Raw genomic sequence first — 25,133 nt, 5'->3', positions numbered from 1 at the left:
GAAACCTATGTTGTCCAAAAACCTCCCCCGCATCCTGATCTACGGCGTTCTGCTCATCGCCGCCTTCTTCTTCCTCGCGCCGCTCTATGTGATGTTGGCCACGTCCTTCAAGGACGCCGAGCAAATCCGCTCGGGCAACCTGCTGAGCTTGCCGTACGGTCTGAACTTTGACTCGTGGAAACTGGCGTGGTCTGCCGCTTGTACCGGCGTAGATTGCCGCGGCCTGCAGCCCTACTTTGTCAACTCCGTCATCATGGCCGTGCCGGCCGTGCTCATCTCCACCGCATGGGGCGCCATCAACGGCTACGTGCTGAGTATGTGGAAGTTCAAGGGCAGCGAGGTGCTGTTCGGCTTCATGTTGTTCGGCGTGTTCATGCCCTTCCAGGTGGTGCTGTTGCCCATGAGCCAGGTGCTCGGTTTCCTGGGCCTGTCCAGCTCGCTGGGTGGTCTGATCCTGGTGCACTGCATTGCAGGTTTGGCCGGTACCACGCTGTTCTTCCGCAACTACTACACAGCCATCCCCAAAGAGCTGGTGAATGCGGCGCGTATTGACGGCGCGGGCTTCTGGCGCATCTTCTTCCGCATCGTGGTGCCCATGTCCACCCCCATCCTCATGGTGACGCTCATCTGGCAGTTCACCAACATCTGGAACGACTTCCTGTTCGGCGTGGCCTTCAGCGGTGCCGACAGCAAGCCCATCACCGTGGGCTTGAACAACATGGCCAACACCTCCAGCAGCGTGAAAAGCTACAACGTCGACATGGCTGCCGCCGTGATTGCCGGTCTCCCCACCATGCTCGTCTACGTACTCGCAGGTCAATATTTTGTGAAAGGTCTCACCGCCGGCGCGGTGAAAGGATAAAAAATGGCAGCTTCTCTTCAAATCGCAGGCATCCGCAAAGTTTTCGGCAAAGGTGACAAAGCCGTCGAAGTTCTCAAGAAGATCGAAATTGATGTTGCTCCCGGCGAATTCCTGATCTTGGTTGGCCCCTCGGGCTGCGGCAAGTCGACCCTGCTGAACATCATTGCGGGTCTGGAAGAGCCGTCTGAAGGCGAACTGCGCATTGCCGGCAAAAACGTGGTGGGCGTAGCCCCCGCCCAGCGCGACATTGCCATGGTGTTCCAAAGCTACGCGCTCTACCCCACCATGAGCGTGGCCGACAACATTGGCTTCGCACTGGAAATGCGCAAGGTGCCGCTGGAGCAGCGCAAGAAGCGCATTGCCGAAGTAGCCGCCATGCTGCAGATCGAGCACCTGCTGGACCGCCGCCCTGCGCAACTGTCCGGTGGCCAGCGCCAACGCGTGGCCATGGGCCGTGCCCTGGCGCGTGACCCGCAACTGTTCCTGTTTGACGAGCCCCTGTCCAACCTGGACGCCAAGCTGCGCGTGGAAATGCGCGCCGAAATCAAGCGCCTGCACCAGGTCTCCGGCATCACCAGCGTGTATGTGACGCACGACCAGATCGAGGCCATGACCCTGGGTAGCCGCATTGCGGTGATGAAGGACGGCATCCTGCAGCAGATCGGCACGCCCGACGATATCTACAGCCGCCCGGCTAATACCTATGTGGCCAGCTTCATCGGCTCGCCCACTATGAACCTGATCAAGGGCCATGTGGAAGCCGCGGGTGCGCAAGGTCGTTTTGTTTTCAACGGCAGCACCCTGCAACTGGCCACGCCCGCAGTGGGCGACGCTACGTTGGGCGTGCGCCCCGAGCATGTGCACCTGGTGTCCGATGCCTCCTGGCGCGGTGAGGTGATGGTGGTTGAGCCCACGGGGGCAGACACCTACGTGGTAGTGAAGACCGCCGCGGGCGATGTGACAGTGCGCACCGCCCCCAAGAGTCAGTGGAAAGCCGGTGACCAGGTCGGCCTGGAAGTCAGCCCTGCCAACGTCAACTGGTTTGGCACTACGACGGGTGTGCGTCTAGACGCGTAATTCCGCAGGCGAAGAACTGAAGCGCCGGGCTGTCCCTGTAGGGAAGTCCGGTTTTTTTTATTTCTTCAAAAAACTGAAAGTCGACTTTCGCAGCGCTCGAAAGCAGTCGTTAACATCGAAGATGTCTAGCGGACAGTATGTGGGCGAAGCCCGCCGATAGGACGTCCCAGTCGATCGACTCGTTATATTGCTGGGCGCTCACTTTCCTTCGCCCGCCCACGAGGGGCGTTTCTTCACAGGCTTCGATTTCCATTCGTGTCCATTCGAATCGCTAACTTGGGCCACGATTTTGTCCCAGTACTTAGCGTATATCTCCATGCCATCCTGGGTCACCACGTGGATTTCCGACGGTGCGGCCTCGGAGAGTGTTTTGCCTCGAATTCCGTCGCTGATCAGAAGGTGGGTGTCGTCCAGTCCCTTCGGCAGGCGAAGAGCGACGTGGCTCACGTGGATGGGGCGGCGTCCGACGTTCGTGACAGTTACAACACCCCAGAACTTGTTCTCGTCGTACTCCGGCGCGCCAAAGCTCTTCATGTCCCATTGAAGCGATACCTGAACACTTGCACGATCACGCAAGTAGTTCATCACGCCAAGGACGGTGCCCGCAACGCCAGATGCAAGACCCAGGACTGCGACTACTTCGGTGATGGTCATAGAGCGATCTAACGAGGCTGTAAAAAAACTATCGCGTGCGCTGCGGTAGCGCGATTTCGAGGGTACTTGCACCCTTCCCTTGCCCGAGATCGTGGCATATACGCCGTTCTGATGCGTCGATTTTTGGTGCAATTCATAGGGGATTTCTCTGGATGAGTTTTTCTACAGCCTCAACGTTTGAGTTCAGGGCGCCGCCGCCGATAGGCGGGGCATCCCATGCAACGAAAAGTTAGGTTTCATGTGATCGTACTCAAAAACCAATTAGGTCAAAGATGGCTGCGCAGACAAGCAGCACGACAGCAATTGACCATGAAAGAACTTGTATTGGAGCATTTATCTTTTTCCGATCCAGCCAGTTGAGCGCGTCCAGTGCCCAGAATATCGGGGCTGCGACAGTTCTTTGCAGAGGTGCAGGGAAAGTCCTGAGCAGTGCCGCAACGAGGAACATTGCGGATACCAGAAACGATGAAAGAGCGCTGGAAGCAGCGAGCAGTCCATAGGAAAACCAATGCGTTCCAAGCTGCATAGATCCCGAACTTTGGATCGGATTGAAGAATGCGACAACGATTCGATTCCAGACGAACGACGGAATAAATAGGTTACTGGAAACGAGAAATCCAACTATTGCAGCCAACCCAGCGCCAACGGCCCATAGGGCATAAGCCAATGGCAGCGCAGCAATGAGAGCAATATAGGTGCGAGTTGTCTTTCCTTTTGCCCCCCAACGGACTAAGAGGTGGGCGCAAGCTATATCTACTGGTGCAAGGAAAGTGGCCGTAAACACGCTTGGCAGAAATATGAACTGCCACCAATAGTGCTTTTGCACAATGAGTACAGCTTGTGCGAAATCATTAGCAATAAATATCAAAGCGAAAGCTGAGAGCAGTACTCCAAGGCTCAACCCGATTGCAGCACACCGGATTACATAGGAGGCCGAAAGTATCTTGCTCCCCCCAACTGTGTTAAACGTTTTGTCCGCTAGACCAATTGCCTTCGTCGCAAGCTCGCCGAATTTCATTTGTTTTAGCGACGACAAAGCTGAAAGGAGTTTGGTCTTCTGCGTTTGACGATCACGTTGCTGAAGGAATGGCGCTAGCGCCCGAAGGAAGAAGATCACCTTTGCGGCCAAGAAGAAAAATGCAGAAGACAGCATATGAAGCCTAACGATTAGCGTTTATCAGCCGCGCTGCAATGCTCGTAGAAACCACGAACGCCTCTCGCGGCTGATAAACCATGTTGGACTGAACCGCCTGCTGAGGCAGTCGCGATAGGGGGTTGTAAATTTCGCCCAAATTTTTGAATCAAATTTGGCCGGTCTTTCGGTGACCTCTCCATCATGGCACTGAGTTGCCGTAAACCGCAACCCTCTTGGCGTGCGGCTTGCTCGGGACGGGGAAGTCCCTTTCATTCATTTTGGTGAATTTTCGAACGTCTGCTTCCGCCCCGCAAAGCAGCCCGCCATCACCCCTGCAACGGCAGCTGCAAACTAATCGTCAACCCATGCGGCAGCGTGGTGCGTGCCGTGGCCGTGCCGCGGTGGCGTTTGGCAATCTCGGCCACGATGGACAGACCCAGCCCGCAGCCGCCGGGTAACTCGCTGGCGCGCCAGAAGCGTTCGAACACACGTTCCAGGTGCTCGGCCGATAGGCCCGGGCCGTTGTCTTCCACTTCCAGAAAACACAAGCCGTCGCGCACCTCGGTGCGCAGGGTCACGTTGCTGCCCTTGCCTGCGTAGCGCAGCGCGTTGTCGATGAGGTTGCTCAGCACCTCGCGCAGCAGCAGTTTGTCGGCTGGCACCATCACCGCGTCTTCGCCTTCGTAGCCCAGGTCTACGCCCGCGGCCATCGCGCGTGGCGTCCATTCGCGCGCCACCTCGCGTGCCAGCGCTGCGGCGTCTACCGGGTGCAGGGTGACTTCGGCCTCTGTGCGCGCCAGCGACAGCAACTGGTGTACCAGGTGGGCGCTGCGCTGGGCGCCGGTGTGCACTTTGGCCAGGCGCTGTTGCAGGGCTTCGGGGTCTTTTTCCTGCATGGCCAGCTCGGTCTGGCTGATCAGGCCGGCCAGCGGCGTGCGCAGCTGGTGTGCGGCGTCGTTCAAAAAGCGTTTCTCCTGGCTCAGGCTGCGGCGCAGCGTGGTGAGCAGCTGGTTCAGCGCATTGGCCAGCGAGTGCACCTCCTCTGGCGCTTGGGTCATCTCGATGGGGGAGAGAGATGCCGTGGTGCGGTGTGCCAGTTGGGCCTCGAGCCGCTCCAAGGGGGCCAGGCCGCGGCGTATGCCCTCGTACACCAGCACGCTGAGCACCGCGCCCAGCAGCAGCAGGGGGAACAGCACATCGCGCACCAGCTCGCGCGCAATGCGCTGCTGCACCACCAGGCTCTTGGCCACCTGCACACGCATGCGCTGGTCGGTAAAGCCGTCGCCAAAGCTCAGGTCCATGGACGCTACGCGCATGGGCTTGCCATCCAGCACCACCTCGTAGAGCCGTGGCTCGTTGTCGGGCATATAGAGGTCGGGCTGCATGGCGGGTATCTTGGTGTTGCCCAGCAAAAAGCTGCCGGGTGGCGAGGACACCATGTAGGCCACCCGGTCGCTGGGGTCTTGCTCCATGATGTCTTGTGCGGCGCGCGGAAAGTCAATCAACAGGCCCGAGCCCAGTGGTTTGACCTGGCGCGCCAACGAGCGCACGGATTGGGTCAGTGACTGGTCAATGGTTTTCTCGGCATAGGACAGCGCCACCCGAAAGGCCAGCACCCCGCCCATGAGCCACAGCACCAGCTGGGGCAGCAGCAGCCACACCAGCAGCTGACGCTTGAGCGAGAAGCGGGCCGGAGCGCTCATGCGCTGTCGGTTTCCAGCATGTAGCCCAGGCCACGCACGTTGCGGATGTTCAGGCCGCTGTCGGTCAGTTTGCGGCGCAGGCGGTGCACATACACCTCCAGCGCGTTCGAGCCCACGGCCGCGCCATCCTGTGGCTGCGTTTGCCACACAGCGAGCACGTCTTCGCGGCCCACCACCTGGCCCATGTTGTTCACCAAGAGCGACAGCAGCGACCACTCGCGCTGGGTCAGGTCCATGGGGTCTTCGCCCAGCCAGGCCAGGGGCAGCACGGGGTCCAGGCGCAGGTTTTTGCTGGAGCTGCTTTGCACCTCCAGCGAGCCGCCAAAGGCCGGCAGGCGCGAGCGGCGCAGCATGGCCTGCAGCCGGGCCAGCAGCTCGGCCATGTTGAAGGGTTTGGTGAGGTAGTCGTCGGCGCCGGCGTTCAGGCCTTGCACCCGGTCGTCCACGCCGTCGCGCGCGGTGAGCACCAGCACGGGCAGGGCGGTCAGGCGCTGGCGTATCCAGTGCAGCACGCTGATGCCGTCAATCAGCGGCAAGCCCAGGTCCAGCACCACGCCGTCAAAGCGGTTGCCTTCCAGCAGGCTTTGGGCCTGCGCGCCATCGCTGGCGCTGCTCACGCTATGGCCGGCGTGGACCAGCTGCGCACACAGGCCGTCGCGCAGCAATTCATCGTCTTCAACAATCAGTAAATGGGCCATGGGCCGAGCATACCAAGGCAGTTGGCGTAGCAGGGAGGGGGAAAGCGCGGTGTCTAGAGTCCTTGCGCGACGGCTTCGGTGCGCGCCGCCTGGATCATTTGGCCTATTTTTGGGCCGCTAGCCCCCGTGGATATTGCGCGAGCAGCTACTAAATCTGTAGCAACTGCCTGTGCGCGCTGCAGCGCGGCGGCCAGGCGGTCGGCCTGGGGGTATGGGGCGTCGGTCATGCCGAGGCGGCCCTGGGCGTCGCACTGGCAGGCCTGCAGCACTTGGGCGAAGCGCTGGGGTTTGCGGAAGGCGTCGCAGCGCTCCAAGAGGCGTACCACGGCGGCTGCGTTGAGTTCGCCAGAGCGGTGGATGTTGCCGTGCTCGCGCGCCACCACCTCGGCCAGCTCGGCGCAGTCGGTGGGCACGCGCAGGCGTTGGCATACGGTTTTGAGCAGGCGCTCGCTGCGCTCCTCGTGGCCAATGTGGCGGGGCAGCACGTCGGTCGGCGTGGTGCCCTTGCCTAGGTCGTGGCCCAGGCAGGCAAAGCGCACGGCCAGCGGCGCGCCCAGCTGGGCGGCGCGGTCCAGCACCAGCATCACGTGCACGCCGGTGTCCACCTCGGGGTGGTGCTGTGGGCTTTGCGGCACGCCCCACAGGCGGTCCAGCTCGGGCAACAGGCGCACCAGCGCGCCGCAGCTGCGCAGCACCGCAAACATGCGTGCGGGCTGGGCTTCCATGAGGCCGGTGGCCAGCTCCTGCCACACGCGCTCGGGCACCAGATGGTCTACCTCGCCCTCGTTCACCATGGTTTGCATGAGCTCCGTGGTCTCAGAAGCCACGGTGAAATCGGTGAAGCGCGCGGCAAAGCGTGCCAGCCGCAGGATGCGCACCGGGTCTTCGCGGAAGGCGGGCGTCACGTGGCGCAGCACGCGCTGGGCGATGTCGCCCTGGCCGTGGAAGGGGTCTACCAGGGTTTTGGTGTCAAATGAGCCGCTAGCCCCCGTAGAATCTGCGCGAGCAGCTATGGAATTGATAGTAAGGTCGCGCCGGGCCAGGTCTTCTTCCAGTGTCACGCCGGGTTCGGCGTGCACCGCAAAGCCGCGGTAGCCCGGTGCCGTTTTACGTTCGGTGCGGGCCAGCGCGTATTCCTCTTTGCTGTGCGGGTGCAGGAAGACCGGAAAGTCGCGGCCCACGGCCACAAAGCCGGCGTCCAGCATGGCCTGCGGCGTGGCACCCACGACCACCCAGTCGTGGTCCTTCACCGGCAGGCCCAAGAGCGAATCGCGCACGGCGCCGCCCACCAGGTAGGTCTGGCCGGGGATGGTGAGGGGCGTGCGGTCGGCGGGCATGGGTGTCAGGGCGCAAGCCGGTAAGGCTCATCAAAGACCAGAAAGTCTTTTTCGGCCAGCGCCGCATCAGTCCAGGCCTTCACGCCGGGTAGGGCCAGAACACGGTCCACATAGGCCGTTGCCTTGGCTGGCAGCGGCAGGGCGTAGGTTTTCAGGCGTGTGCAGACCGGGGCAAAGTAGGCATCAGCCACGGTGAACTGGCCAAACAGCAGCGGGCCGCCGTACTGGTCCAGCAGGCCTTCCCACATGGCGACCAGGCGCGCCACGTCGGCCCGCACGCCGGCCTTGTCACGCCAGATCAGTGCGCCCGCGGTGGTCAGGTTGGCTTCCACATTCATGGGGCAGTTGCCGCGCAGTGCGGTAAAGCCGGAGTGCATTTCGGCACAGACGCTGCGCGCGCGGGCTCGGGCGGCCTTGTCTTGGGGCCAGAGCTGCTTGTCGGGGTATTGCTCCGCCAGGTACTCGGCAATGGCCAGGGTGTCCCACACAGCCAAATCACTGTCCACCAGCAACGGTACCTTGCCGGTGGGCGTGTGTTTGCTCAGGGTGGTTTTGAATTGAGAGCCGCTGTCGAACGAGTCGAAGCGGACCATTACCTCGTCAAACGCAATGTCGGCCTGCTTGAGTAGCACCCAGGGGCGCATGGACCAGGAGGAGTAGTTTTTGTTACCGATGTAGAGCTGGGGCATGGGTCACCTTGGTTGTAGGACTGCCATCGTAAAAGACCCTGGCATTTTCATTGATGAAAAAAAGGGCGCCCATTGATGTGGACGCCCTGGGGTCGGGTTCAGGGCAGTTCCAGTCCGGGGTCGGGCGTGGACGTATCGCGCGGGCCCACGGTGCCTAGGCGCGCCTTGAGCGACTGGGGTTGGCCGGTGATCAGCGCGGCATACAGCGTGGTGTTGGCCAGCACTTTCTTCACGTAGTCGCGGGTCTCGGTGAACGGCACGTTTTCGGCCCAGATGGCGGCCTCTACCGTGGGGCTGCCGGTCTGGCCGCGCCACAGGCGGGGTCGGCCGGGGCCGGCGTTGTAGGCGGCCGCGGCCATGGCCATGGAGCCGCCAAAGTCGTCCAGCACCAGCTTGAGGTAACCGGTGCCGATGGCGATGTTGGTGTCGCGGTCGGTGATCTGGTGGGCCTGGAAGTCGGTCAGGCCAATCTTCTTGGCGGTCCAGCGTGCCGTGGCGGGCATGACCTGCATGAGACCAGAGGCGCCCACGCCCGATTTGGCGTCCATGATGAAGCGGCTTTCCTGGCGGATGAGGCCATACACATAGGCGGGCTCCAGGCCGATCATCTGGGTGCGCGCCATGACGGCGGACTTGAACGGCATGGGGAAGCGCTGTTCCAGGTCGATCACACCCTTGGTGCGTTCGCTGGTGTTGATGCAGCGGTCCCACACCTCGTTTTTGCAGGCCAGGTCGGCGGCGGCCAGCAAGCCACGGTCGTCCATGCCGCCCCGGGCGTGCAGGTTGGTGGTGTAGTTCCACTCGCGCACGCCCTCGGTGCGCAGGCCGATCTGGATGGCGTAAAGCGCGCGTGCCAAGCCGGGGTTGGCCTTGGCCGTGTCTTTTTCTTCCAGCGTCGGGGGCAAGGGGCGGGTCGGGGCGATCACCTTGTAGCCCAGCTCTTCCAGTGCCAGCATTTCGTAAAAGCCTTTGACGCTGGCGATGTTTTCCAGCGGGCGCAGTGCCTCCGTGCGGGCCACGTCGGTGCTGGCGCGGGCCAGCTGGGCGCGGGCGCGCCAGTAGACCCAAGTGGGGTCGTTGCGCAGGCCCTCTGGCATGGCGGCGATGGCATCGGCGACCTGGGCCCAGCGCCCGGCGCGTAGCGCAGCGCGCGCGGCCCAGACCAGGTGGTCTTCATGCATCTGCGCAAACTGACCCTTGGCAAAGTAGCCCAGTGCATCGTCCGAGAGACGTTGTGCGGCACGTTTGCCGATCACGCCCCAGATCCAGCTGCGCTCTTCCTGCGTGAGTTGGGCTTTCCAGCGCAGTTTTTCCACTTCCACCGCAGCGTCCAGCGGCTCCAGAAAGGCCTGGCGGATCAGCGCCAGCGACACCAGTTCGCGCGTCTGTGGGCGCAGTGCGGTGAGCTTGTCGTTGAGGTATTTGCCGGGGTTCAGGTAGATGGAGTTGACAGTCTTGACCCAGTCCGGGTCCATCAGCGCCACAGCCTGGGTGGCGATGCGCAGTTTGTCGTTCTCCATGCCCAGGCGGGCGCGCACCCAGGCGACGTGGGTGTTGAGCTTTTTGTCCTTGATCAGCTGGCCGGCAGCGCTGCCGCAGGCTTCGTCGGCGTCTTTGAGCGAAAGCCAGGTGTCCTGCACCGCATTGGTAACGTCTGCGCCCTGGGTGGTGTAGCTGGCCAGCAGGCCGTAGCAGCGCACCGAGCGGTCGTCGCCCATGCGGTACAGCGGGTACTCGCGGTTGAAAGTGTCCCAGTCGCGGTTGCGGCCCAGCTGCAGCAACCATTCTGCGCGAAGCCGGTCTTCCTGGTAGGTGCCGCTGTGGCGGTTCAAAAAGTCCTGGATGTCGTTGGGGCTGGCATCGTACAGCCGGGTCGAGAGTTCCCAGTAGGCTGCCCAGGGCTCCAGCGGGTGCGTGCGCAGCTGCGGCAGCAGGGCGGTGAGGCGTTTGCGGTCGCGCTGTTTATAGGCTTGCGCCATGTCCAGCACCACCTCGTCGGCACGGGCGGAATCGCGGGGAAGGTCACGCGCCTGGGCGTATGCTGGAGCGAGAACGGAGGACACCAGCGCGCTGGTGAGCGCCAAGGATGTCAGAATGACTGAAAACTGCATGTGGGGATTATGGACAACTCAGACGATAGCAAAGCCGCGCAAAAGAAAGCCCTTCGCAAGGCGCTTCTGGAACAACGCCTGAACCTGCCGGACCGCCTACAGCGGGCTGATTTGTTACAGCGCGTGATGCGCATCTGGCTGGTGGGCCGGCCCGACGCGGTGATTGGTGCCTACTGGCCCATCAAGGGCGAGTTTGATCCGCTGCCCGCCCTGCACCGCTGGAAGGAAGACGGTGAACTGATCGACCAGCCCCAGCCGCGCCGCATTGGCCTGCCGGTGGTGAACCGCGAACACAAGACCATGACCTTCCACGCCTGGTACCCGGGCTGCCCCATGGAAGAAGATGCCTACGGCATTCCCAAGCCCAAGGACACGGAGTTGATCGTGCCCACGCTGCTGTTTGTGCCTTGCGTGGGCTACAGCGCGGGTGGCTACCGGCTAGGCTATGGCGGTGGCTTTTACGACCGCATGCTGGGCAGCCTGAGCCCCAAGCCGTTCACGGTGGGGCTGGGCTTTGGCACCGACTTTGTGGATGACTTTGAGCCCGAGCCGCACGACATGCCGCTGGACACCATCCTCAACGACCACGGGATTGTTTGGCCGACGTAATGTGGCCCCCACGCTCCGCCGCTGCGCGGGTCGCTGCCCCCCGCGGGGGCTAACCCGCCTTGGGGCGGCCCGGCGGCGGGTTTCGCTTTTGGGCGGTTTTCTTTGCTTTGGCCGGTGCCTTGGGCCGTGCCGCCGGTTTCTTGGCCTGCAAGGCGGCCTGCATCGCCAGGCGTGCCCAGGGCAGCATCAGGGCGGGCGACTCCATTGCGTCGGCCGGGGCGCCGTAGTAGTTGATGCCGCGCGTGCCGGTCTTGGAGCCATAGCTGAAACGTGGGCAGCCTTCGGCTTCAAACTGGGCCTGTGTGTCGGCGCTGGCCTTGAGCCACAGCGTGTCGCCACCGCCCAGGTTCGCCAAAATGGCCACGGTGAGCCCGTCCACACTGATGCCCCAGCCCCCAAACATGCGCTTGGCCACACAGGGGCCCAGGCCACTCAAAAGTTCACAGCAGTAGTCGGCAAAGTCGGGGTTCTGAATGGCCATGGCGTGGGACGGGGGTTAGGTGCGCGCCATCAGCGCGCGGACATCGGCTTCGTAGCCTTGCAGGGTTTGCTGCAGCTTGCTGCGCTGGCTGGCGCTGGTGCTGTTGTGGAAGGCGGCAATGGCGCTGCAGGCCTGGGTGCGTACCCGGTCGGTGTACTGCCGGAACACGGGGTCGGGCGACTGCAGGCTGCGCGCCACCAGAGCGCGCACCTCGGCCTGCACATGGATCTCTGCGGGGTTGCTGGCTCGCAGGGCGCGCAGGGTTTGCAGCACATCCTGCTGGCGGCGCAGGATTTCGCGGTACTGCAGGCTGGCATCAAAGGCTGAGGTGTCCATCTGGCTTTGCAGCAGCGCCCGCTGTTCGTCGCTCACGCGGCCATAAAAACCTTCGGCGCGCTCTACCAGTTTCTTCAGGCGGCGGTCATTGCGCTGCTCCGGCGTGCCGTCCAGCCACTCTTCGCGCCATTCGCGGTTGCGCTTGTCCAGCGCGCGGGTCAGGTGGTCTAGCTGCGCCACCGTCAGGCTGGGCGCCAGTGCCACGGCGGTGGGCGCGGCCCGGTCCAGCACGGCTTGCACGCGCTCTTCCAGGTAGGTGCTGAGCTTGCAGACCTGCTCGGGTACTACCGCTTGGGGGGCGGCGGTGTTCAGGTTTTTGAGCGTTTCGGCCAGTTGGGGCAACTCGCCCTGGCGGTGCCAGTCCTGCAGGCTTTTCAGGTCGTTGCGCAGGCGCAGGCTTTGGGAGCCGTCGAAATCGAAGTAGCCATCCAGCCACCAGTAGGTGAAGTCGGGCGCGTTGTTGTAGGCCAGGCGCAGCGCACTGCAGCCACCCAGCACCAGCGACGCCATGAGCAGCCCGATAATGGCGCACCAGCGCAGGCCGCTCACACGCAGCGGCGAGCGCGCATCATTTGGCAATGCAGACATCAGCAGGGGCATGTTGTGACTTCTAGTTTTCAGGTTTCCGGGCAAAGTTCTGGGCAAGACGCCCAGCGCGCCGCAGTGGACGTGGTCATTATGGCGGCGGGCAAAGGCACACGCATGAAGAGCAAGACCCCCAAGGTCCTGCACACGCTGGCCGGGCGGCCGCTGCTGCAGCATGTGCTGGACACCGCAGCCCAATTGCTGGCGCGCAAGGTGGTGGTCATCACCGGCCACGGTGCTATGGAAGTAGAAGCAGCCTGCACAATGAATACGGGGGTTGCGGCCGATTTTGATTTAAATTTTGTGCGCCAGGAGCCGCAACTCGGCACCGGCCACGCAGTGCAACAAGCCGTACCGGCTCTGGCTGACGATGGCGTGGTGGTGGTGCTGTCGGGTGATGTCCCGTTGACGCAACCCGACACCCTGTTCCACCTGATCACGGTCTGCGGTGGCGACAAGCTGGCGCTGTTGACGCTGGAGCAACTCGACCCTACGGGCTACGGCCGTATTGTGCGCACCGGCGATGCGGTTCAGGCCATTGTGGAACACAAGGATGCGTCGGAGGCACAGCGCCAGATCACCGAGATTTACAGCGGCATCATGGCCGTACCAGCCGCCCTGCTCAAACGCTGGCTGGCCCGCCTGGACAACCAGAATGCGCAAAAGGAGTACTACCTGACCGATATCGTGAAGTTTGCGGTGGCGGACGGTGTAGCTGTAGTGGCCCACAAGATCGACGACGCCGCGCAGGTGGCCGGCGTCAATAGTCCGGTGCAACTGGCCGAGCTGGAACGCGCCTACCAGCTGCGTCAGGCGCACCGCCTGATGGAAGAGGGTGTGCGATTGGCCGACCCGGCGCGCATTGATGTGCGCGGGGATTTGCTCTGCGCGCACGACGTGAGCATCGACATCAACTGCATCTTCCAGGGTCAGGTGAGTCTGGGCGAGGGCGTGTCCATCGGTGCACACTGCGTGATCGCCAATGCGGTGATCGAGGCTGGTGCGGTGATTCACCCGTTCACCCACATTGACGGTGAAAAGCTGGGCGTGACCGTGGGGGCAGGCGCGCTCATCGGTCCCTTTGCCCGACTGCGCCCCGGTGCCAAGCTGGGGGCCGAGGTACACATCGGCAATTTTGTGGAAGTGAAAAACTCCACCCTGGCTAAGGGCGCCAAGGCCAACCACCTGGCTTACCTGGGCGACGCCACGGTGGGTGAGCGTGTCAACTACGGCGCCGGCAGTATCACGGCCAACTACGACGGCGCCAATAAGCACCGCACGGTGATTGAGGCCGATGTGCATGTGGGCAGCAACTGCGTGCTGGTGGCGCCGGTCACCATCGGTGCTGGTGGCACGGTGGGCGGCGGCTCCACCATCACCAAGAACACCGAACCCGGCGCCCTGAGCGTGGCGCGTGGCAAACAGGTCAGCATTGCCAACTGGGCGCGGCCTGCCAAAAAGCCCAAGGCCTGATTCACTTTTTGAGTCCCGCATGTCAGACCCCCAAGCACGCATTGCCGAACTCGAAGCCGAACTCGCAGCCGTGCGGCGTGAGATGCAGGACTTTGCCTATGCCGTCTCGCACGACTTGCGTGCGCCGTTGCGGCATATCGTGTCCTACGCTCACTTGGTGGAGGAAGATGCCGGCCCGCAACTGGATGCCGAAGTGCAGGGGTTCTTGGCCACCATCACGGATTCGGCCAAGCACCTGGGCGCCATGCTGGACGCGCTGCTGGAGTTGTCACGGGTTGGAACCTTGCCGCCGGCTCCTGGGCCCGTGGACCTGAAAGCGGTGTTGGACGATGTGGTGGCGGCACTGGTGCATCGTGGTGCGCCTCGCCAGTTGGCGCTGGAGATAGACCTGCCGGAGGCCATGGTCGTGGTGGATGCAACGCTGTTGCGTGTAGTGTTAAGTGCGGTGTTGGACAACGCTTGGAAATTCACTGCTTTGCTGCCTGAGGCAGACGCGCGTGTCTGGGTGCGCGTCCAGCGGGAGGCGTCTGGTCCATGGGCTCTGGAGGTTCGTGACAATGGTGCAGGTTTTGCAGCGCCAGACGCTGACTTGGCCTTGCGCATGTTTGGGCGTTTGCATGGCAACAAACCGTTCCCAGGATTGGGTGTGGGGCTGGCGCTGGCCGCCAAAGCTGCGCAACGCATGGGCGCTGCACTTCGCATCCAGGCGGCGGTGCCCACGGGCTGTGTGGTGACGCTGTCTTTCCCCGGCACAAAAAAAAGCCCGGACATGCCGGGCCTTGTAGCGTAGTCAGGTTACTGCGCGACGGCAGTCCTGGTGCTTACCACTTCTTGATTTTGTCGTATTCGGCAAAAGGATCAGCAGATTCTTTGCCCTTGGTTTCTGCGACAGGCTTGGCGGCGGCTTTGGTGGCCACGGCGACTTGTTCGGTGGTTTTGGTGTCATTGGCTTGGTCTGCAGCCATGGCTTGGCCAGCCACCAAAGTTGTCAGAGCGATAGCAATAGCGGCAAAAGATGTCTTGTTCATGATGAAGTTCCTTTCAAGGTTTAGAAGAATCCGCTCTGGCGGGCATCACACCGTCTGAACAGCATCGATGGGGCGGTTAAATCATTCGTCTCGTCGATGGGATGAACTGTAAAATTTCTAATTCAAAAGATAAACAGCGTGCGCAGCACATGTACATTGCTGTTTTGGCAACAATGATGGCTTGATATCGTTTTGGAGTGCCCCATGGACCGACTACTTTCGATGCGCGTATTTCAGCGGGTGATCGATGAGGGCGGCTTCGCTGCGGCAGCGCGGGCGATGGACATGTCGCCTGCGGTGGTCACGCGCCTGGTGGCGGATCTGGAAGAGCACTTGGGCACCCGCCTCTTGCACCGTTCCACCCGCCGAATCTCATTGAGTGAGGCCGGCGAGTCCTATCTGGGGCGGGTACGCGCGATTCTCCAGGACATCGATGAGGCGGACATTCTGGCCAACCAGCACACCCAGGAGCTCTCGGGCGAGTTGCATGTGCTGGCGACCCCCGTGCTGGCCACCTATGTGTTGGCCCCACTGATTGCAGGCTTCAGGGGCTTGTACCCCAAGATCACGCTCAACCTGCAGGTGGAGTCCTTCATGGAGCCCCCCATCGAGGGCCACGACGTGACCCTGTTCACCGCCAACGAAGCGTATGACGGAGACGTGGTGGCGCGCAAAATTGCGACCACCCAGGCGGTGTTCGTGGCCTCACCTGAGTACCTCAAGCGCCGCGGCACACCACTGCAGCCTGCGGACCTGACTCAGCACGACTGTCTGGGCATTCGCGGCAGTGCCATGGGCTTGCGCCAATGGCGACTCAAACATGGTGAGCGCCCGGAGGAGCATGTGGATGTTCCGGTGATGCCCGTGGTGTGGTCTAACCACATCGAAACCCTGATCCGAGCGACCTTGGATGGTGCCGGCATTGCCCCCACCACCGTGGAACTGGTCGCGCCCTTTTTAGCGACGGGGGAGTTGGTGCGGGTGATTTCGCCGTGGATTGCCGGTCAGCTATTGCTGTACGCGGCGTTGCCCAGTCGCCAGTTCATGCCGCGACGGACCCGTGTGTTTTTGGATTACCTGACTGAGCAGACACGCCTGCAGTTGGCAAACGCCATGGGCGCCGGTGGGAATGGTTGCAGTGCGGCGGCGGTGCTATACCAGCGGTAGCTCCGCGCCAAACTTGCTGCGCTTGATGCTGAAGAAGGCTTTGACATTGCGCACATTGGCGTCGCTGGTGAACAGCCGTTGCGTCAGCGCCTGGTAGCTGGGCATGTCGCTGGCGTGCACCACCAGACAAAAGTCCGGCCCTGGGGAGACGCGGTAGCACTGCTGCACCGCGGTGTCGTTTGCCACGCGGGCTTCAAACTGCGCCAGTGCTTCGGCATCTTGCCGGTCCAGGGTGATTTCCACGATGGCGGTCAGTCCGTGGCCCACCACGGCGGCCAGTCGCTCGGGCTGCAAGATGGCCACTTGTTTCTCGATCAAACCCGCATCGCGCAGGCGCTTAACTCTGCGCAGGCAGGTGGGCGGGGAGGTGTGCACGCGTTCTGCCAGCTCCTGGTTATTCAGGCTGGCATCGCGCTGCAGTTGCGCAAGCAGCAAAATGTCTATCGCATCCAGAGTTATTGATTCCATATTTTGTTTATATATGAAATAAAAAATTAATTCAATGAATTTATGAAATAAAAATTCATATTTTAGAAAAATAAGAGCAACTATTTTTCTGCAGCATGCCTACCATGCAGTCCATTGCTTGATTGGAGACTGTCTATGTGTGGCATCGTCGGCGCGGTATCAACCCGCAACATTGTTCCTGTACTGGTGCAAGGCCTGGAGCGGCTGGAGTACCGTGGCTACGACTCCTGCGGTGTTGCGGTCTATGCCCTGGATGGCAAGCCAGGCTTGCGCCGCGCGCGCAGCACGTCCCGCGTGTCGGAACTGGCCGCGCAGGTTGCCAGCGGATCGCTTGAAGGCATGCTGGGCATCGCCCACACCCGCTGGGCCACGCACGGCGCGCCCGTCGTCCACAACGCCCATCCGCACTTCAGCCACGGCAGCGGTGCCGACGCGCACCAGCGCGCTGGGCGCATTGCCTTGGTGCACAACGGCATCATCGAAAACCACGACGAGTTGCGTGCTGCCCTCAAGGCCAAGGGCTATGTGTTTGTCAGCCAGACCGATACCGAGGTCATCGCGCATTTGGTTGACAGTCTGTACGACGGCGATTTGTTCGAGGCGGTCAAAGGCACGGTGCGCCAGCTGCATGGTGCTTACGCGATTGCCGTGTTTTGCAAGGACGAACCGCACCGCCTGATCGGTGCGCGTGCAGGTTCGCCACTGATTCTGGGCGTAGGTAAAGACGGGCAAGAGCACTTTCTGGCCAGCGATGCCATGGCTCTGGCCGGTGTGACCGACCAGATCGTCTACCTCGATGAAGGTGACGTGGTCGACGTGCAACTGGGCAAGTATTGGTTGGTCGACAAGGCGCACAAGGCCGTTGCGCCCGCCCAGCGCCCCGTGAAGACGGTGCACGCGCACAGCGGTGCGGCCGAGCTGGGTCCGTACCGCCACTACATGCAAAAAGAAATCTTCGAGCAGCCGCGCGCCATTGCCGACACGCTGGAAGGTGTGGAGGGCATCGTGCCCGAGCTGTTTGATGCACAGGCCAACCACGCGCCTGGCAGCAATGCAGCCCGCGTGTTTGCGCAGATCGACTCGGTGCTGATCTTGGCCTGCGGCACCAGCTACTACAGCGGCTGTGCCGCCAAGTACTGGATAGAGAGCATCGCCAAGGTGCCTTGCAATGTGGAGGTGGCCAGTGAATACCGTTACCGCGACTCCGTGCCCAACCCCAACACGCTGGTCGTCACCATCACCCAAAGCGGTGAGACGGCAGACACGCTGGCTGCGCTGCGCCACGCGCAATCCCTGGGTATGAAGCACACATTGACGATTTGCAATGTGGCCACCAGCGCCATGGTGCGCGAATGCAGCCTGGCCTATGTGACCCGTGCAGGCGTGGAAATCGGCGTGGCCTCCACCAAGGCCTTCACGACCCAACTGGCCGGACTGTTCCTGCTAACTCTTTGCCTGGCCCAGGCCAAGGGTCGCCTCACCGACGCCGAAGAAGCCCGCCACCTGAAGGCCATGCGCCATTTGCCTGCTGCATTGCAGGCGGTGCTGGCGCTGGAGCCACAAATCATGGCCTGGGCCGACGACTTTGCGAAGAAGGAGAACGCGCTGTTCCTGGGCCGTGGCCTGCACTTCCCGATTGCCATGGAAGGTGCCCTGAAACTCAAGGAGATCACCTACATCCACGCCGAGGCCTATGCCGCGGGTGAGCTCAAACACGGCCCGCTGGCCCTGGTGACGAGCGAGATGCCAGTGGTCACCGTGGCGCCCAATGACGCGCTGCTGGAAAAACTCAAGAGCAACCTGCACGAAGTGCGCGCGCGTGGTGGTGTGCTTTATGTGCTTGCTGATGCCGACACCCGCATCGACAGCGGCGAAGGCTTGCATGTAATTCGCATGCCCGAGCACTACGGTGAGTTGTCGCCACTCTTGCACGTGGTGCCTTTGCAGCTGTTGGCGTACCACACGGCCTGCGCACGCGGCACCGATGTGGACAAACCCAGAAATTTGGCGAAGAGCGTGACGGTGGAGTGAGCGCCGGGCGGATTACAATACAAATGCGAATTATTGTTATTTGCGTTGTAATCACAACGTCCATGCCACTTCCACTTGATCCGGGCTTGCCTCATGAAAAATACATTGTCGTTTCCGTTGGTGCGCGCTGCGGCGCTGGCTGCTAGTTTCTTTGTTGCGTCCTTCGGGGTCTCTGCGCAAAGCGCACCTGAAGGCATCGTGGTGTACAACGCCCAACATGCCAGCCTGACCCAGGCCTGGGTGGACGGCTTCACCCGCGAAACGGGCATCAAGGTCACGGTGCGCAACGGTGGCGACACCGAACTGGGCAACCAACTGGTGCAAGAGGGCGCGAATTCGCCGGCCGACGTGTTCCTGACCGAAAACTCGCCTGCCATGGCGTTGGTCGATGGCGCTGGCTTGTTTGCGCCACTGGACCCCGCCACCTTGGCGCAAGTGGCGCCCAACTACCGCACGGTCCACGGCCGCTGGGTGGGCATTGCGGCCCGCAGCACCGTGTTTGTCTACAAGAAAACCAAGTTCACGCCAGCGCAGTTGCCCAAGTCCATGCTCGACTTGGCCAACCCGGAGTGGAAAGGCCGTTGGGGCGCTGCACCTGCGGGCGCGGACTTTCAGGCCATCGTCAGCGCGCTGCTGGAACTCAAAGGTGAGGCCGCCACGGCTGCCTGGCTCAAGGGCATGAAAGAGAACGTCGTGCCCTTCAAGGGCAATAGCATTGCCATGAAGGCTGTAAACGCCGGGCAAGTGGATGGCGCGCTGATTTACCACTACTACCATTTTGGAGACATGGCCAAGACCGGTGAGAACAGCGAGAAAACCGGGCTCCACTACTTCCGCAACGAAGATCCGGGTGCCTTTGTCAGCATTTCGGGTGGTGGCGTATTGGCGTCCAGCAAGCACAAATCGGAGGCCCAGGCCTTTGTGAAATGGATCACCGGTAAGGGTGGTCAAGAGATCTTGCGCACCGGTAGCTCGTTTGAATACGCGGTGGGCGCAGGTGCCCAATCCAACCGCAATCTGGTGCCCTTGGCCGAACTGCAAGCTCCCAAGGTCGAGCCTTCCAAGCTCAACAGCAAAAAGGTCTCTGACCTGATGACCCAGGCTGGTCTGCTCTGACCCTGTCTTGACCGCCTCTTCGATCCGCGTCTCCACGCCCTTGCTGCGCATTGCGCGGCCGGGGCGTTGGTCTTGGGTGACTGTTGCCGCGGTGCTGGTCACACTGGTTGCTCTGCTTCCACTGGGCTTTGTGGCGTGGGTGGGTATTCAGTCAGGCTGGACCACGGTGTCAGCGCTGGTGTTTCGCCCCCGCGTCGGTGAACTGCTGGTCAACACAGGTCTGCTGGTGCTGGTCACCGTGCCCATCTGTGTCGTGTTGGCTGTGGCGCTGGCCTGGTTGACCGAACGCAGTGATCTGCCGGGTGCGCGTATCTGGGCTTGGCTTGCAGCGGCCCCTTTGGCCGTGCCGGCCTTTGTGCACAGCTATGCCTGGATCAGCCTGGTACCTGGCTTGCATGGCCTGGGTGGTGGTGTGCTGGTGTCGGTGGTCGCGTATTTCCCGTTCCTGTATTTGCCGGTGGCAGCAGCGCTGCGCAGGCTTGACCCCGCGATGGAAGATGCTGCGGCCTCGCTGGGGGAAGGCCCGTGGGAGGTCTTTTTTCGTGTGGTGTTGCCGCAGTTGCGCTTGGCGATTTGGGGTGGTGCCTTGCTGGTAGGCCTGCATCTGCTGGCCGAATACGGCCTGTACGTGACGATCCGTTTTGACACCTTCACCACGGCCATCGTGGACCAGTTTCAATCCACCTACAACGGCCCCGCCGCCAATATGCTGGCGGGTGTGTTGGTGGTGTGTTGTTTTGTGCTGCTGGGCTTCGAGTCGGGAACCCGCGGGCACGAGCGCTATGCCCGTGTCGGTTCTGGCTCAGCGCGACAGCCGCTGCGCAGCCGCTTGGGGCGCCTGTCCACGTTGTGCCTGTTGCTGCCCGTGGTGACCGCCGTGCTGTCGCTGGGCGTGCCTTTGGTCACGCTGGCGCGCTGGTTGGTGGCGGGTGGTGCCAGTGTGTGGAATCTGCCCGAGCTGGGTCCTGCACTGTGGCAAACCCTGTCGTTGGCCCTGGCTGGCGCGCTGCTGACCACTGTGGTTGCGGTGCCCATGGCGTGGCTCTCCATACGCGCGCCGGGACGCATGCAGCGCCTGCTGGAAGGCGGCAACTACCTGGCGGGTTCCTTGCCAGGCATTGTGGTAGCGCTGGCCTTGGTGACCATCACGGTACGGGTGGCCCTGCCCATTTACCAAACCGTGGTCACTGTATTGTTGGCTTATGTATTGATGTTTTTGCCACGCGCGCTGGTCAGCCTGCGCGCGGGCATTGCCCAGGCGCCGGTGGAGCTGGAGCAGGCTGCCCGCAGCCTGGGTCGCTCGCCCACCCAGGCCCTGTGGCAGATCACCATGCGGCTGGCGGCACCTGGCGCGGCGTCGGGTGTGGCCATGGTGTTTTTGGCCATTACCAACGAATTGACCGCCACGCTGCTGCTGTCGCCCAATGGCACGCAGACGCTGGCTACCGCTTTCTGGTCCCATAGCAGCGAGATTGACTACGCTGGTGCTGCACCGTATGCGTTGATCATGGTGCTGCTGTCGCTGCCCCTGACCTGGCTGCTTTATCTCCAATCCAGACGCATTGCCGGACGATGACAACCCTTGACCTGCACGCAGTGCACAAAACTTATGGCGCCGTAACTGCACTGGCCGGTATTGACCTGCAGGTGCTCGCAGGCAGCCGCACCGCCATTGTCGGCCCTTCGGGGTCGGGCAAGACCAGTCTGCTGCGCATCATTGCGGGCTTTGAAGCGCCCGATGCCGGGCGAGTGGTGTTGGGGGACCAGTTGCTGGCCAACGGTCCGGCCATCGTGCCGGCGCACCTGCGCGGCATTGGCTACGTTCCGCAAGATGGAGCCTTGTTTCCGCACCTGAGCGTGGCCGACAACGTAGGCTTTGGTTTGCCGCGGCATACACCCCAGCGCGCGCAGCGCATTGACGAGTTGATGGAGATGGTGGCGCTGGACAAGGCCATGCTGCAGCGTCGTCCGCACGAGCTGTCGGGTGGTCAGCAGCAGCGTGTGGCGCTGGCACGTGCGTTGGCCTTGCGGCCGCGGTTGATGCTTCTGGACGAACCGTTCTCTGCACTCGATACCGGTCTGCGTGCCGCTACACGCAAGGCCGTAGCCCAACTGCTGCAGTCCGCTGGCATCACCACCATTTTGGTCACCCATGACCAGGCCGAGGCGCTGTCATTTGCAGACCAGGTGGCTGTGATGCGCGAAGGCCGTCTGGCCCAGGTGGGGCGCCCGCTGGACCTGTACTTGCGCCCCACGGACCCGGCAACTGCCAATTTTCTGGGTGAGGCCGTGGTCTTGCCTGCGCAGCTGTCTGCAGGCTGGGCCGAGTGCGCGTTGGGCCGCATTGCTATTCATGATGCACAGCGCAGTGGGGCGGGGCAGATCATGTTGCGCCCCGAGCAACTGCAGCTGACCGAGCTGGCCAATGAAGGTGCGGATGCCTATGCCTGCCTGGGCGTGGTGCTGGAAGCCGACTTCTGTGGCCCAGTGTCCGAGCTCAGTGTGCGCCTGCTGGCCCATGCGGACACTGCGCCACTGCTGGTGCGCAGCCCCGGCCTACACGCACCCGCAGTAGGCGCCACCGTCAGCATCTCGGTGCAGGGCCACGCGCATGTATTTGCGCCAGGTGCTTGAGCGGCCGAGCCCAAAACAGTGTGTGACCACGAAGAAACGATATGGACATTGATCCCCTGGAGTTGGTTGAAACCGCCCAAGTGGGCGCCCGCAAGCCGCGTGCGGCTTGGCTGAATCCGGCTGTGGCCATCACGGTGGCGCTGCTCGCCACCTTCATGGGCATTTGCAAGGTCAAGGACGACAACATTGTCCAGGCTATGCAGCAGGCCCAGGCCGACAAGCTGGACCATTGGCAGTTCTACCAGGCCCGCAATATTCGCGAGGAAGTGGCCAAGTCCACACTGGTGCAACTGCGCCTGCTGGCATTGGCAGCCACGCCCAAACAACAGGCCGCCTATGCTGAGCAGATGCAGGCCTATGAGACGTTGGCCAAAGAGCAGAACGGCAAGAAGGACGAACTCAAGCAGCAGGCCGAGAAAGACCAAGCCAGCTACGACGCGCTGAATTTCCGTGATGACCAGTTCGATCTGTCCGATGCATCGATCGCGATTGCTATCTCCCTGCTAGCGGTGGCCTCGCTCACGCAGTTGCCCTGGCTCTATCTGTTGGCGTTGTTGCCTTCGGGATTTGGGTTTGTGATGGGCTGTGCGGGCTTGGCAGGTTGGGCAGTGCATCCGGACGGGTTGATCAAGTTACTCAGCTAGCGCGCTCCCTCGCGCAAGGGCAGGGAAGGTAACACTCTGCAACACAGTCGGCGTGCGGTTGATGTCATGCGTTGCATGGAGGCGGGGTGCAAGCGCTATGCTGTTTGCACCCCGCAGCCTTATGGCTGGCCGTTCCCTTCATGTTTTTGCTGAAAGCCCTTCATGCGCACTGTGTCCGTCCCTTTTGCCCTGGCCGCCCTCACCCTGCTGACGCAGGCCAGCGTTGCCCAAACCACCGAACAACGCAGCACGCTAGCCGACCAGCAAGAAGTTGCCGTCACCATCTACAACGAGAACCTGGCCCTGGTGAAAGACCAGCGGCGTGTGTCGCTCAAACCTGGCGCAACGGCGCTGGCGTTTCGTGATGTCAGCGCGCGCATGCGCCCGGAGACGGCACAGCTGCGCAGCGTGAGCGCACCTGGCAGCTTCAGCGTGCTAGAGCAAAACTTTGACTTTGATCTGCTCACGCCCCAGAAGATGCTGGAGAAGTATGTGGGCCAAACCGTGAACGTGGTGCGCACCAACCCCGCCACCGGGATGGAGACCAGTGAAGTCGCTACCGTGCTCTCGGCCAACAACGGTGTGGTGCTGAAGATTGGCGAGCGTATTGAAACCGGCATACCGGGCCGGCTGGTATTTGGGGATGTGCCAGCCAATCTGCGCGATCGCCCCACGCTGGTCATGGCGCTGGACAACACGGGCGCGGCCCAACAAGACGTGGAGCTCAGCTACCTGACAGGTGGTCTGGCTTGGAAGGCCGACTATGTGGTGGAGCTCAATGCGACCGACGACAAGCTCGACATTTCTGGTTGGGTCACGCTCACCAACACCAGCGGCACCAGCTACCGCAACGCCAAGCTGCAGTTGGTTGCCGGTGACGTGAACCAGGTGGCACCAGATATGTTCAACGGACACTTGAAGACCATGGCGGCACCTGCTGCGGCCATGGCCAAAGAATCGCGCATGGCGGAAGAGTCGCTGTTTGAATATCACCTCTACACCCTGGGTCGTCCCACCACCATCGCCGAAAACCAGACCAAGCAGGTCGCGCTGCTGTCGGCCACCGGCGTGCCAGCCCGCAAAGAGCTACTGCTGCAGGGCAACGACTACTACTACCAGGGCGCCTCAGGCGAGCTAGGCCAGAAAATCAAGGTGGGGGTGTTCGTCGAGTTTGACAACAAGGAAAGCGCGCACCTGGGTATGCCTTTGCCCAAAGGCGTGGTGCGGGTGTACAAAAAAGACGGCGCGGGCAATGCCCAGTTCATTGGGGAAGACCGCGTGGATCACACGCCCAAGAACGAGAAGGTGCGCCTCAAGCTGGGCGATGCGTTTGACGTGACCGCCGACAAAAAGCAGACCGATTTCAAAAAACTCAGCGGTACCAGCAAATACAACTATGTGTTTGAAAGTGCTTACGAACTGGTACTGAAGAACGCCAAAAAAGAAGCCGTGACGGTCACGGTGCAGGAACCTGTGCCGGGCGACTGGCAAATTTTGAGCACCAGCCACACCTATACCAAAGGCGCTGCGAATACCGCGGTGTGGAAGGTCAACGTGCCTGCAGAAGGTAGCACTGTTGTGACGTACCGGGCACTGGTTCGCTATTGACGCTGGGCTGAGGAATTGCACTGTTTTGGTGCGGTTTGAGGGGGCAGGCAGGCGATGGCCCAAAATTTCTCAAAAATTTTAAAAATAGGCCTAAATAACCCCCTAAATCTGCCGTTAAGAAACGTACGTCAACTCCTAAAAGTAACCGGAGGGGCCGAAAGGCCTACCAAAATGCAATTGCCATCCATTGATCGAAACCCGCATGTGCGCCCCTCCGGCGTAGATACGGCTTCGTCTGGGGCAAATAGGGTTATCCCAGTTGCGCCGGTGAATCCCTCTGTCAGCCCCAGCCCGTCTATTGAGCGTAGCCCAGGCGTGATCGACATGGTCAATCCCGCCTTGAAGCCGCAGGAAGCCGGTGGTCCCTACAGCAGCGTGCCCGACCCTATTGGTCACACGGTGGAAGCAGTAGCGACCCAGAAGGACTGGACTATCCATCGGCCGGTGCCGCAAAAAGTGGAGGACCCTCCGCCCAAGCCCATCTCGCAGGTGCTGATGGATCATCTCAAGACAGTCTGGACCGCCAGTGCCAGTGCCATCCAGATCGAACAGGTGAAAGACCAGTTGACACCGCCAACCAACGTGGTGCCCACCGAAGTGCCGGGTGACCTGGCCAAACAAGCCTTGGTCTACACGCCCAGCAAGATCAAAAAGACCGAAAACATCTGACCCGGGCTCCGCCCGGGC

24 protein-coding genes are annotated in these 25,133 nt (G+C 61.8%); 13 read left to right on the top strand and 11 right to left on the bottom strand.

All coding sequences use genetic code 11. The features are described from left to right. Positions 1-7: 7 nt before the first annotated feature. Together AC1DZ5_RS02145 and AC1DZ5_RS02140 are read left to right on the top strand one after the other, a co-directional pair. Positions 8-862 carry a carbohydrate ABC transporter permease gene (locus tag AC1DZ5_RS02145; protein ID WP_477885568.1) on the top strand — a complete coding sequence of 285 codons (855 nt, stop codon included), beginning with the start codon at positions 8-10 and terminating at the stop codon, positions 860-862. Between the two features lie 3 nt (positions 863-865). Further along, entirely contained in the window at positions 866-1,939 is a 1,074-nt protein-coding gene (locus AC1DZ5_RS02140; protein WP_477885566.1) for an ABC transporter ATP-binding protein, read from the top strand. Positions 1,940-2,137: 198 nt separating this feature from the next. Here AC1DZ5_RS02140 and AC1DZ5_RS02135 read toward each other — a convergent pair whose 3' ends face one another. From AC1DZ5_RS02135 to AC1DZ5_RS02105, 7 genes are all read right to left on the bottom strand, one after another. After that, positions 2,138-2,593, bottom strand: coding sequence for a hypothetical protein (locus AC1DZ5_RS02135; protein ID WP_477885564.1), 456 nt, complete (start codon positions 2,591-2,593; stop codon positions 2,138-2,140). Positions 2,594-2,843: 250 nt separating this feature from the next. After that, positions 2,844-3,746 carry a hypothetical protein gene (locus AC1DZ5_RS02130; RefSeq protein WP_477885562.1) on the bottom strand — a complete coding sequence of 301 codons (903 nt, stop codon included), beginning with the start codon at positions 3,744-3,746 and terminating at the stop codon, positions 2,844-2,846. A 308-nt stretch (positions 3,747-4,054) separates the two neighbouring features. Next, complete coding sequence (locus AC1DZ5_RS02125; protein ID WP_477885560.1) at positions 4,055-5,431, bottom strand: sensor histidine kinase; 1,377 nt, start codon at positions 5,429-5,431, stop codon at positions 4,055-4,057. Continuing rightward, positions 5,428-6,129: a response regulator transcription factor gene (locus AC1DZ5_RS02120; protein WP_477885558.1), complete on the bottom strand. Its 702-nt coding sequence runs from the start codon at positions 6,127-6,129 to the stop codon at positions 5,428-5,430. Before AC1DZ5_RS02120 ends, AC1DZ5_RS02125 begins: the two co-directional genes overlap by 4 nt. A gap of 53 nt (positions 6,130-6,182) precedes the next feature. Beyond that, positions 6,183-7,466, bottom strand: a complete 1,284-nt coding sequence (locus AC1DZ5_RS02115) for a multifunctional CCA addition/repair protein (RefSeq protein ID WP_477885556.1) — start codon at positions 7,464-7,466, stop codon at positions 6,183-6,185. 5 nt (positions 7,467-7,471) lie between these two features. Then, entirely contained in the window at positions 7,472-8,155 is a 684-nt protein-coding gene (locus tag AC1DZ5_RS02110) for a glutathione S-transferase family protein (protein ID WP_477885554.1), read from the bottom strand. Between the two features lie 98 nt (positions 8,156-8,253). Continuing rightward, entirely contained in the window at positions 8,254-10,266 is a 2,013-nt protein-coding gene (locus AC1DZ5_RS02105) for a lytic transglycosylase domain-containing protein (RefSeq protein WP_477885552.1), read from the bottom strand. 9 nt (positions 10,267-10,275) lie between these two features. Here AC1DZ5_RS02105 and AC1DZ5_RS02100 point away from each other — a divergent pair, with 9 nt between their 5' ends. Next, positions 10,276-10,875, top strand: coding sequence for a 5-formyltetrahydrofolate cyclo-ligase (locus AC1DZ5_RS02100; RefSeq protein ID WP_310345058.1), 600 nt, complete (start codon positions 10,276-10,278; stop codon positions 10,873-10,875). Between the two features lie 49 nt (positions 10,876-10,924). Here the strand turns inward: AC1DZ5_RS02100 and AC1DZ5_RS02095 are convergent, their stop codons facing one another. Next, complete coding sequence (locus tag AC1DZ5_RS02095) at positions 10,925-11,356, bottom strand: TfoX/Sxy family protein (RefSeq protein WP_477885550.1); 432 nt, start codon at positions 11,354-11,356, stop codon at positions 10,925-10,927. 15 nt (positions 11,357-11,371) lie between these two features. Next, positions 11,372-12,280 carry a DUF6279 family lipoprotein gene (locus tag AC1DZ5_RS02090; RefSeq protein ID WP_477885548.1) on the bottom strand — a complete coding sequence of 303 codons (909 nt, stop codon included), beginning with the start codon at positions 12,278-12,280 and terminating at the stop codon, positions 11,372-11,374. Positions 12,281-12,370: 90 nt separating this feature from the next. Here AC1DZ5_RS02090 and glmU point away from each other — a divergent pair, with 90 nt between their 5' ends. Together glmU and AC1DZ5_RS02080 are read left to right on the top strand one after the other, a co-directional pair. Beyond that, positions 12,371-13,750 carry a bifunctional UDP-N-acetylglucosamine diphosphorylase/glucosamine-1-phosphate N-acetyltransferase GlmU gene (gene glmU, locus AC1DZ5_RS02085; RefSeq protein ID WP_477885782.1) on the top strand — a complete coding sequence of 460 codons (1,380 nt, stop codon included), beginning with the start codon at positions 12,371-12,373 and terminating at the stop codon, positions 13,748-13,750. Positions 13,751-13,769: 19 nt separating this feature from the next. Then, positions 13,770-14,540: a sensor histidine kinase gene (locus tag AC1DZ5_RS02080; protein WP_477885546.1), complete on the top strand. Its 771-nt coding sequence runs from the start codon at positions 13,770-13,772 to the stop codon at positions 14,538-14,540. A 31-nt stretch (positions 14,541-14,571) separates the two neighbouring features. Here AC1DZ5_RS02080 and AC1DZ5_RS02075 read toward each other — a convergent pair whose 3' ends face one another. After that, entirely contained in the window at positions 14,572-14,778 is a 207-nt protein-coding gene (locus AC1DZ5_RS02075) for a hypothetical protein (RefSeq protein WP_477885544.1), read from the bottom strand. A 204-nt stretch (positions 14,779-14,982) separates the two neighbouring features. Here AC1DZ5_RS02075 and AC1DZ5_RS02070 point away from each other — a divergent pair, with 204 nt between their 5' ends. Continuing rightward, positions 14,983-15,945 carry a LysR family transcriptional regulator gene (locus AC1DZ5_RS02070; protein WP_477885542.1) on the top strand — a complete coding sequence of 321 codons (963 nt, stop codon included), beginning with the start codon at positions 14,983-14,985 and terminating at the stop codon, positions 15,943-15,945. On the opposite strand, the gene AC1DZ5_RS02065 is transcribed toward AC1DZ5_RS02070, so the two are convergent. Then, positions 15,931-16,413 (bottom strand): Lrp/AsnC family transcriptional regulator, encoded by a 483-nt coding sequence (locus tag AC1DZ5_RS02065; RefSeq protein WP_477885540.1) that lies wholly within the window; start codon positions 16,411-16,413, stop codon positions 15,931-15,933. The two genes, AC1DZ5_RS02070 and AC1DZ5_RS02065, sit on opposite strands and share 15 nt — an antisense overlap. Positions 16,414-16,548: 135 nt before the next feature. On the opposite strand from AC1DZ5_RS02065, the gene glmS reads away from it, so the two are divergent. From glmS to AC1DZ5_RS02030, 7 genes are all read left to right on the top strand, one after another. Beyond that, positions 16,549-18,444 (top strand): glutamine--fructose-6-phosphate transaminase (isomerizing), encoded by a 1,896-nt coding sequence (gene glmS / locus AC1DZ5_RS02060; RefSeq protein WP_477885538.1) that lies wholly within the window; start codon positions 16,549-16,551, stop codon positions 18,442-18,444. Positions 18,445-18,537: 93 nt separating this feature from the next. Next, a complete protein-coding gene (locus tag AC1DZ5_RS02055) occupies positions 18,538-19,560 on the top strand; it encodes an iron ABC transporter substrate-binding protein (protein WP_477885536.1) in 1,023 nt (340 codons plus the stop codon). 7 nt (positions 19,561-19,567) lie between these two features. Further along, positions 19,568-21,136, top strand: coding sequence for an ABC transporter permease (locus AC1DZ5_RS02050; protein WP_477885534.1), 1,569 nt, complete (start codon positions 19,568-19,570; stop codon positions 21,134-21,136). After that, positions 21,133-22,194: an ABC transporter ATP-binding protein gene (locus AC1DZ5_RS02045; RefSeq protein ID WP_477885532.1), complete on the top strand. Its 1,062-nt coding sequence runs from the start codon at positions 21,133-21,135 to the stop codon at positions 22,192-22,194. Before AC1DZ5_RS02050 ends, AC1DZ5_RS02045 begins: the two co-directional genes overlap by 4 nt. A gap of 41 nt (positions 22,195-22,235) precedes the next feature. Then, positions 22,236-22,838: a DUF4337 domain-containing protein gene (locus AC1DZ5_RS02040; RefSeq protein WP_477885530.1), complete on the top strand. Its 603-nt coding sequence runs from the start codon at positions 22,236-22,238 to the stop codon at positions 22,836-22,838. A 162-nt stretch (positions 22,839-23,000) separates the two neighbouring features. After that, positions 23,001-24,446, top strand: coding sequence for a DUF4139 domain-containing protein (locus AC1DZ5_RS02035; protein WP_477885528.1), 1,446 nt, complete (start codon positions 23,001-23,003; stop codon positions 24,444-24,446). Between the two features lie 324 nt (positions 24,447-24,770). Continuing rightward, positions 24,771-25,115, top strand: a complete 345-nt coding sequence (locus tag AC1DZ5_RS02030; protein ID WP_477885526.1) for a hypothetical protein — start codon at positions 24,771-24,773, stop codon at positions 25,113-25,115. Positions 25,116-25,133: the final 18 nt, after the last annotated feature.

It is taken from the genome of Rhodoferax sp. P1_F3 (genome assembly GCF_056405715.1).
Note: the sequence above shows the minus strand (reverse complement) of the source record. Positions and strands in the feature narration are given on the sequence as shown.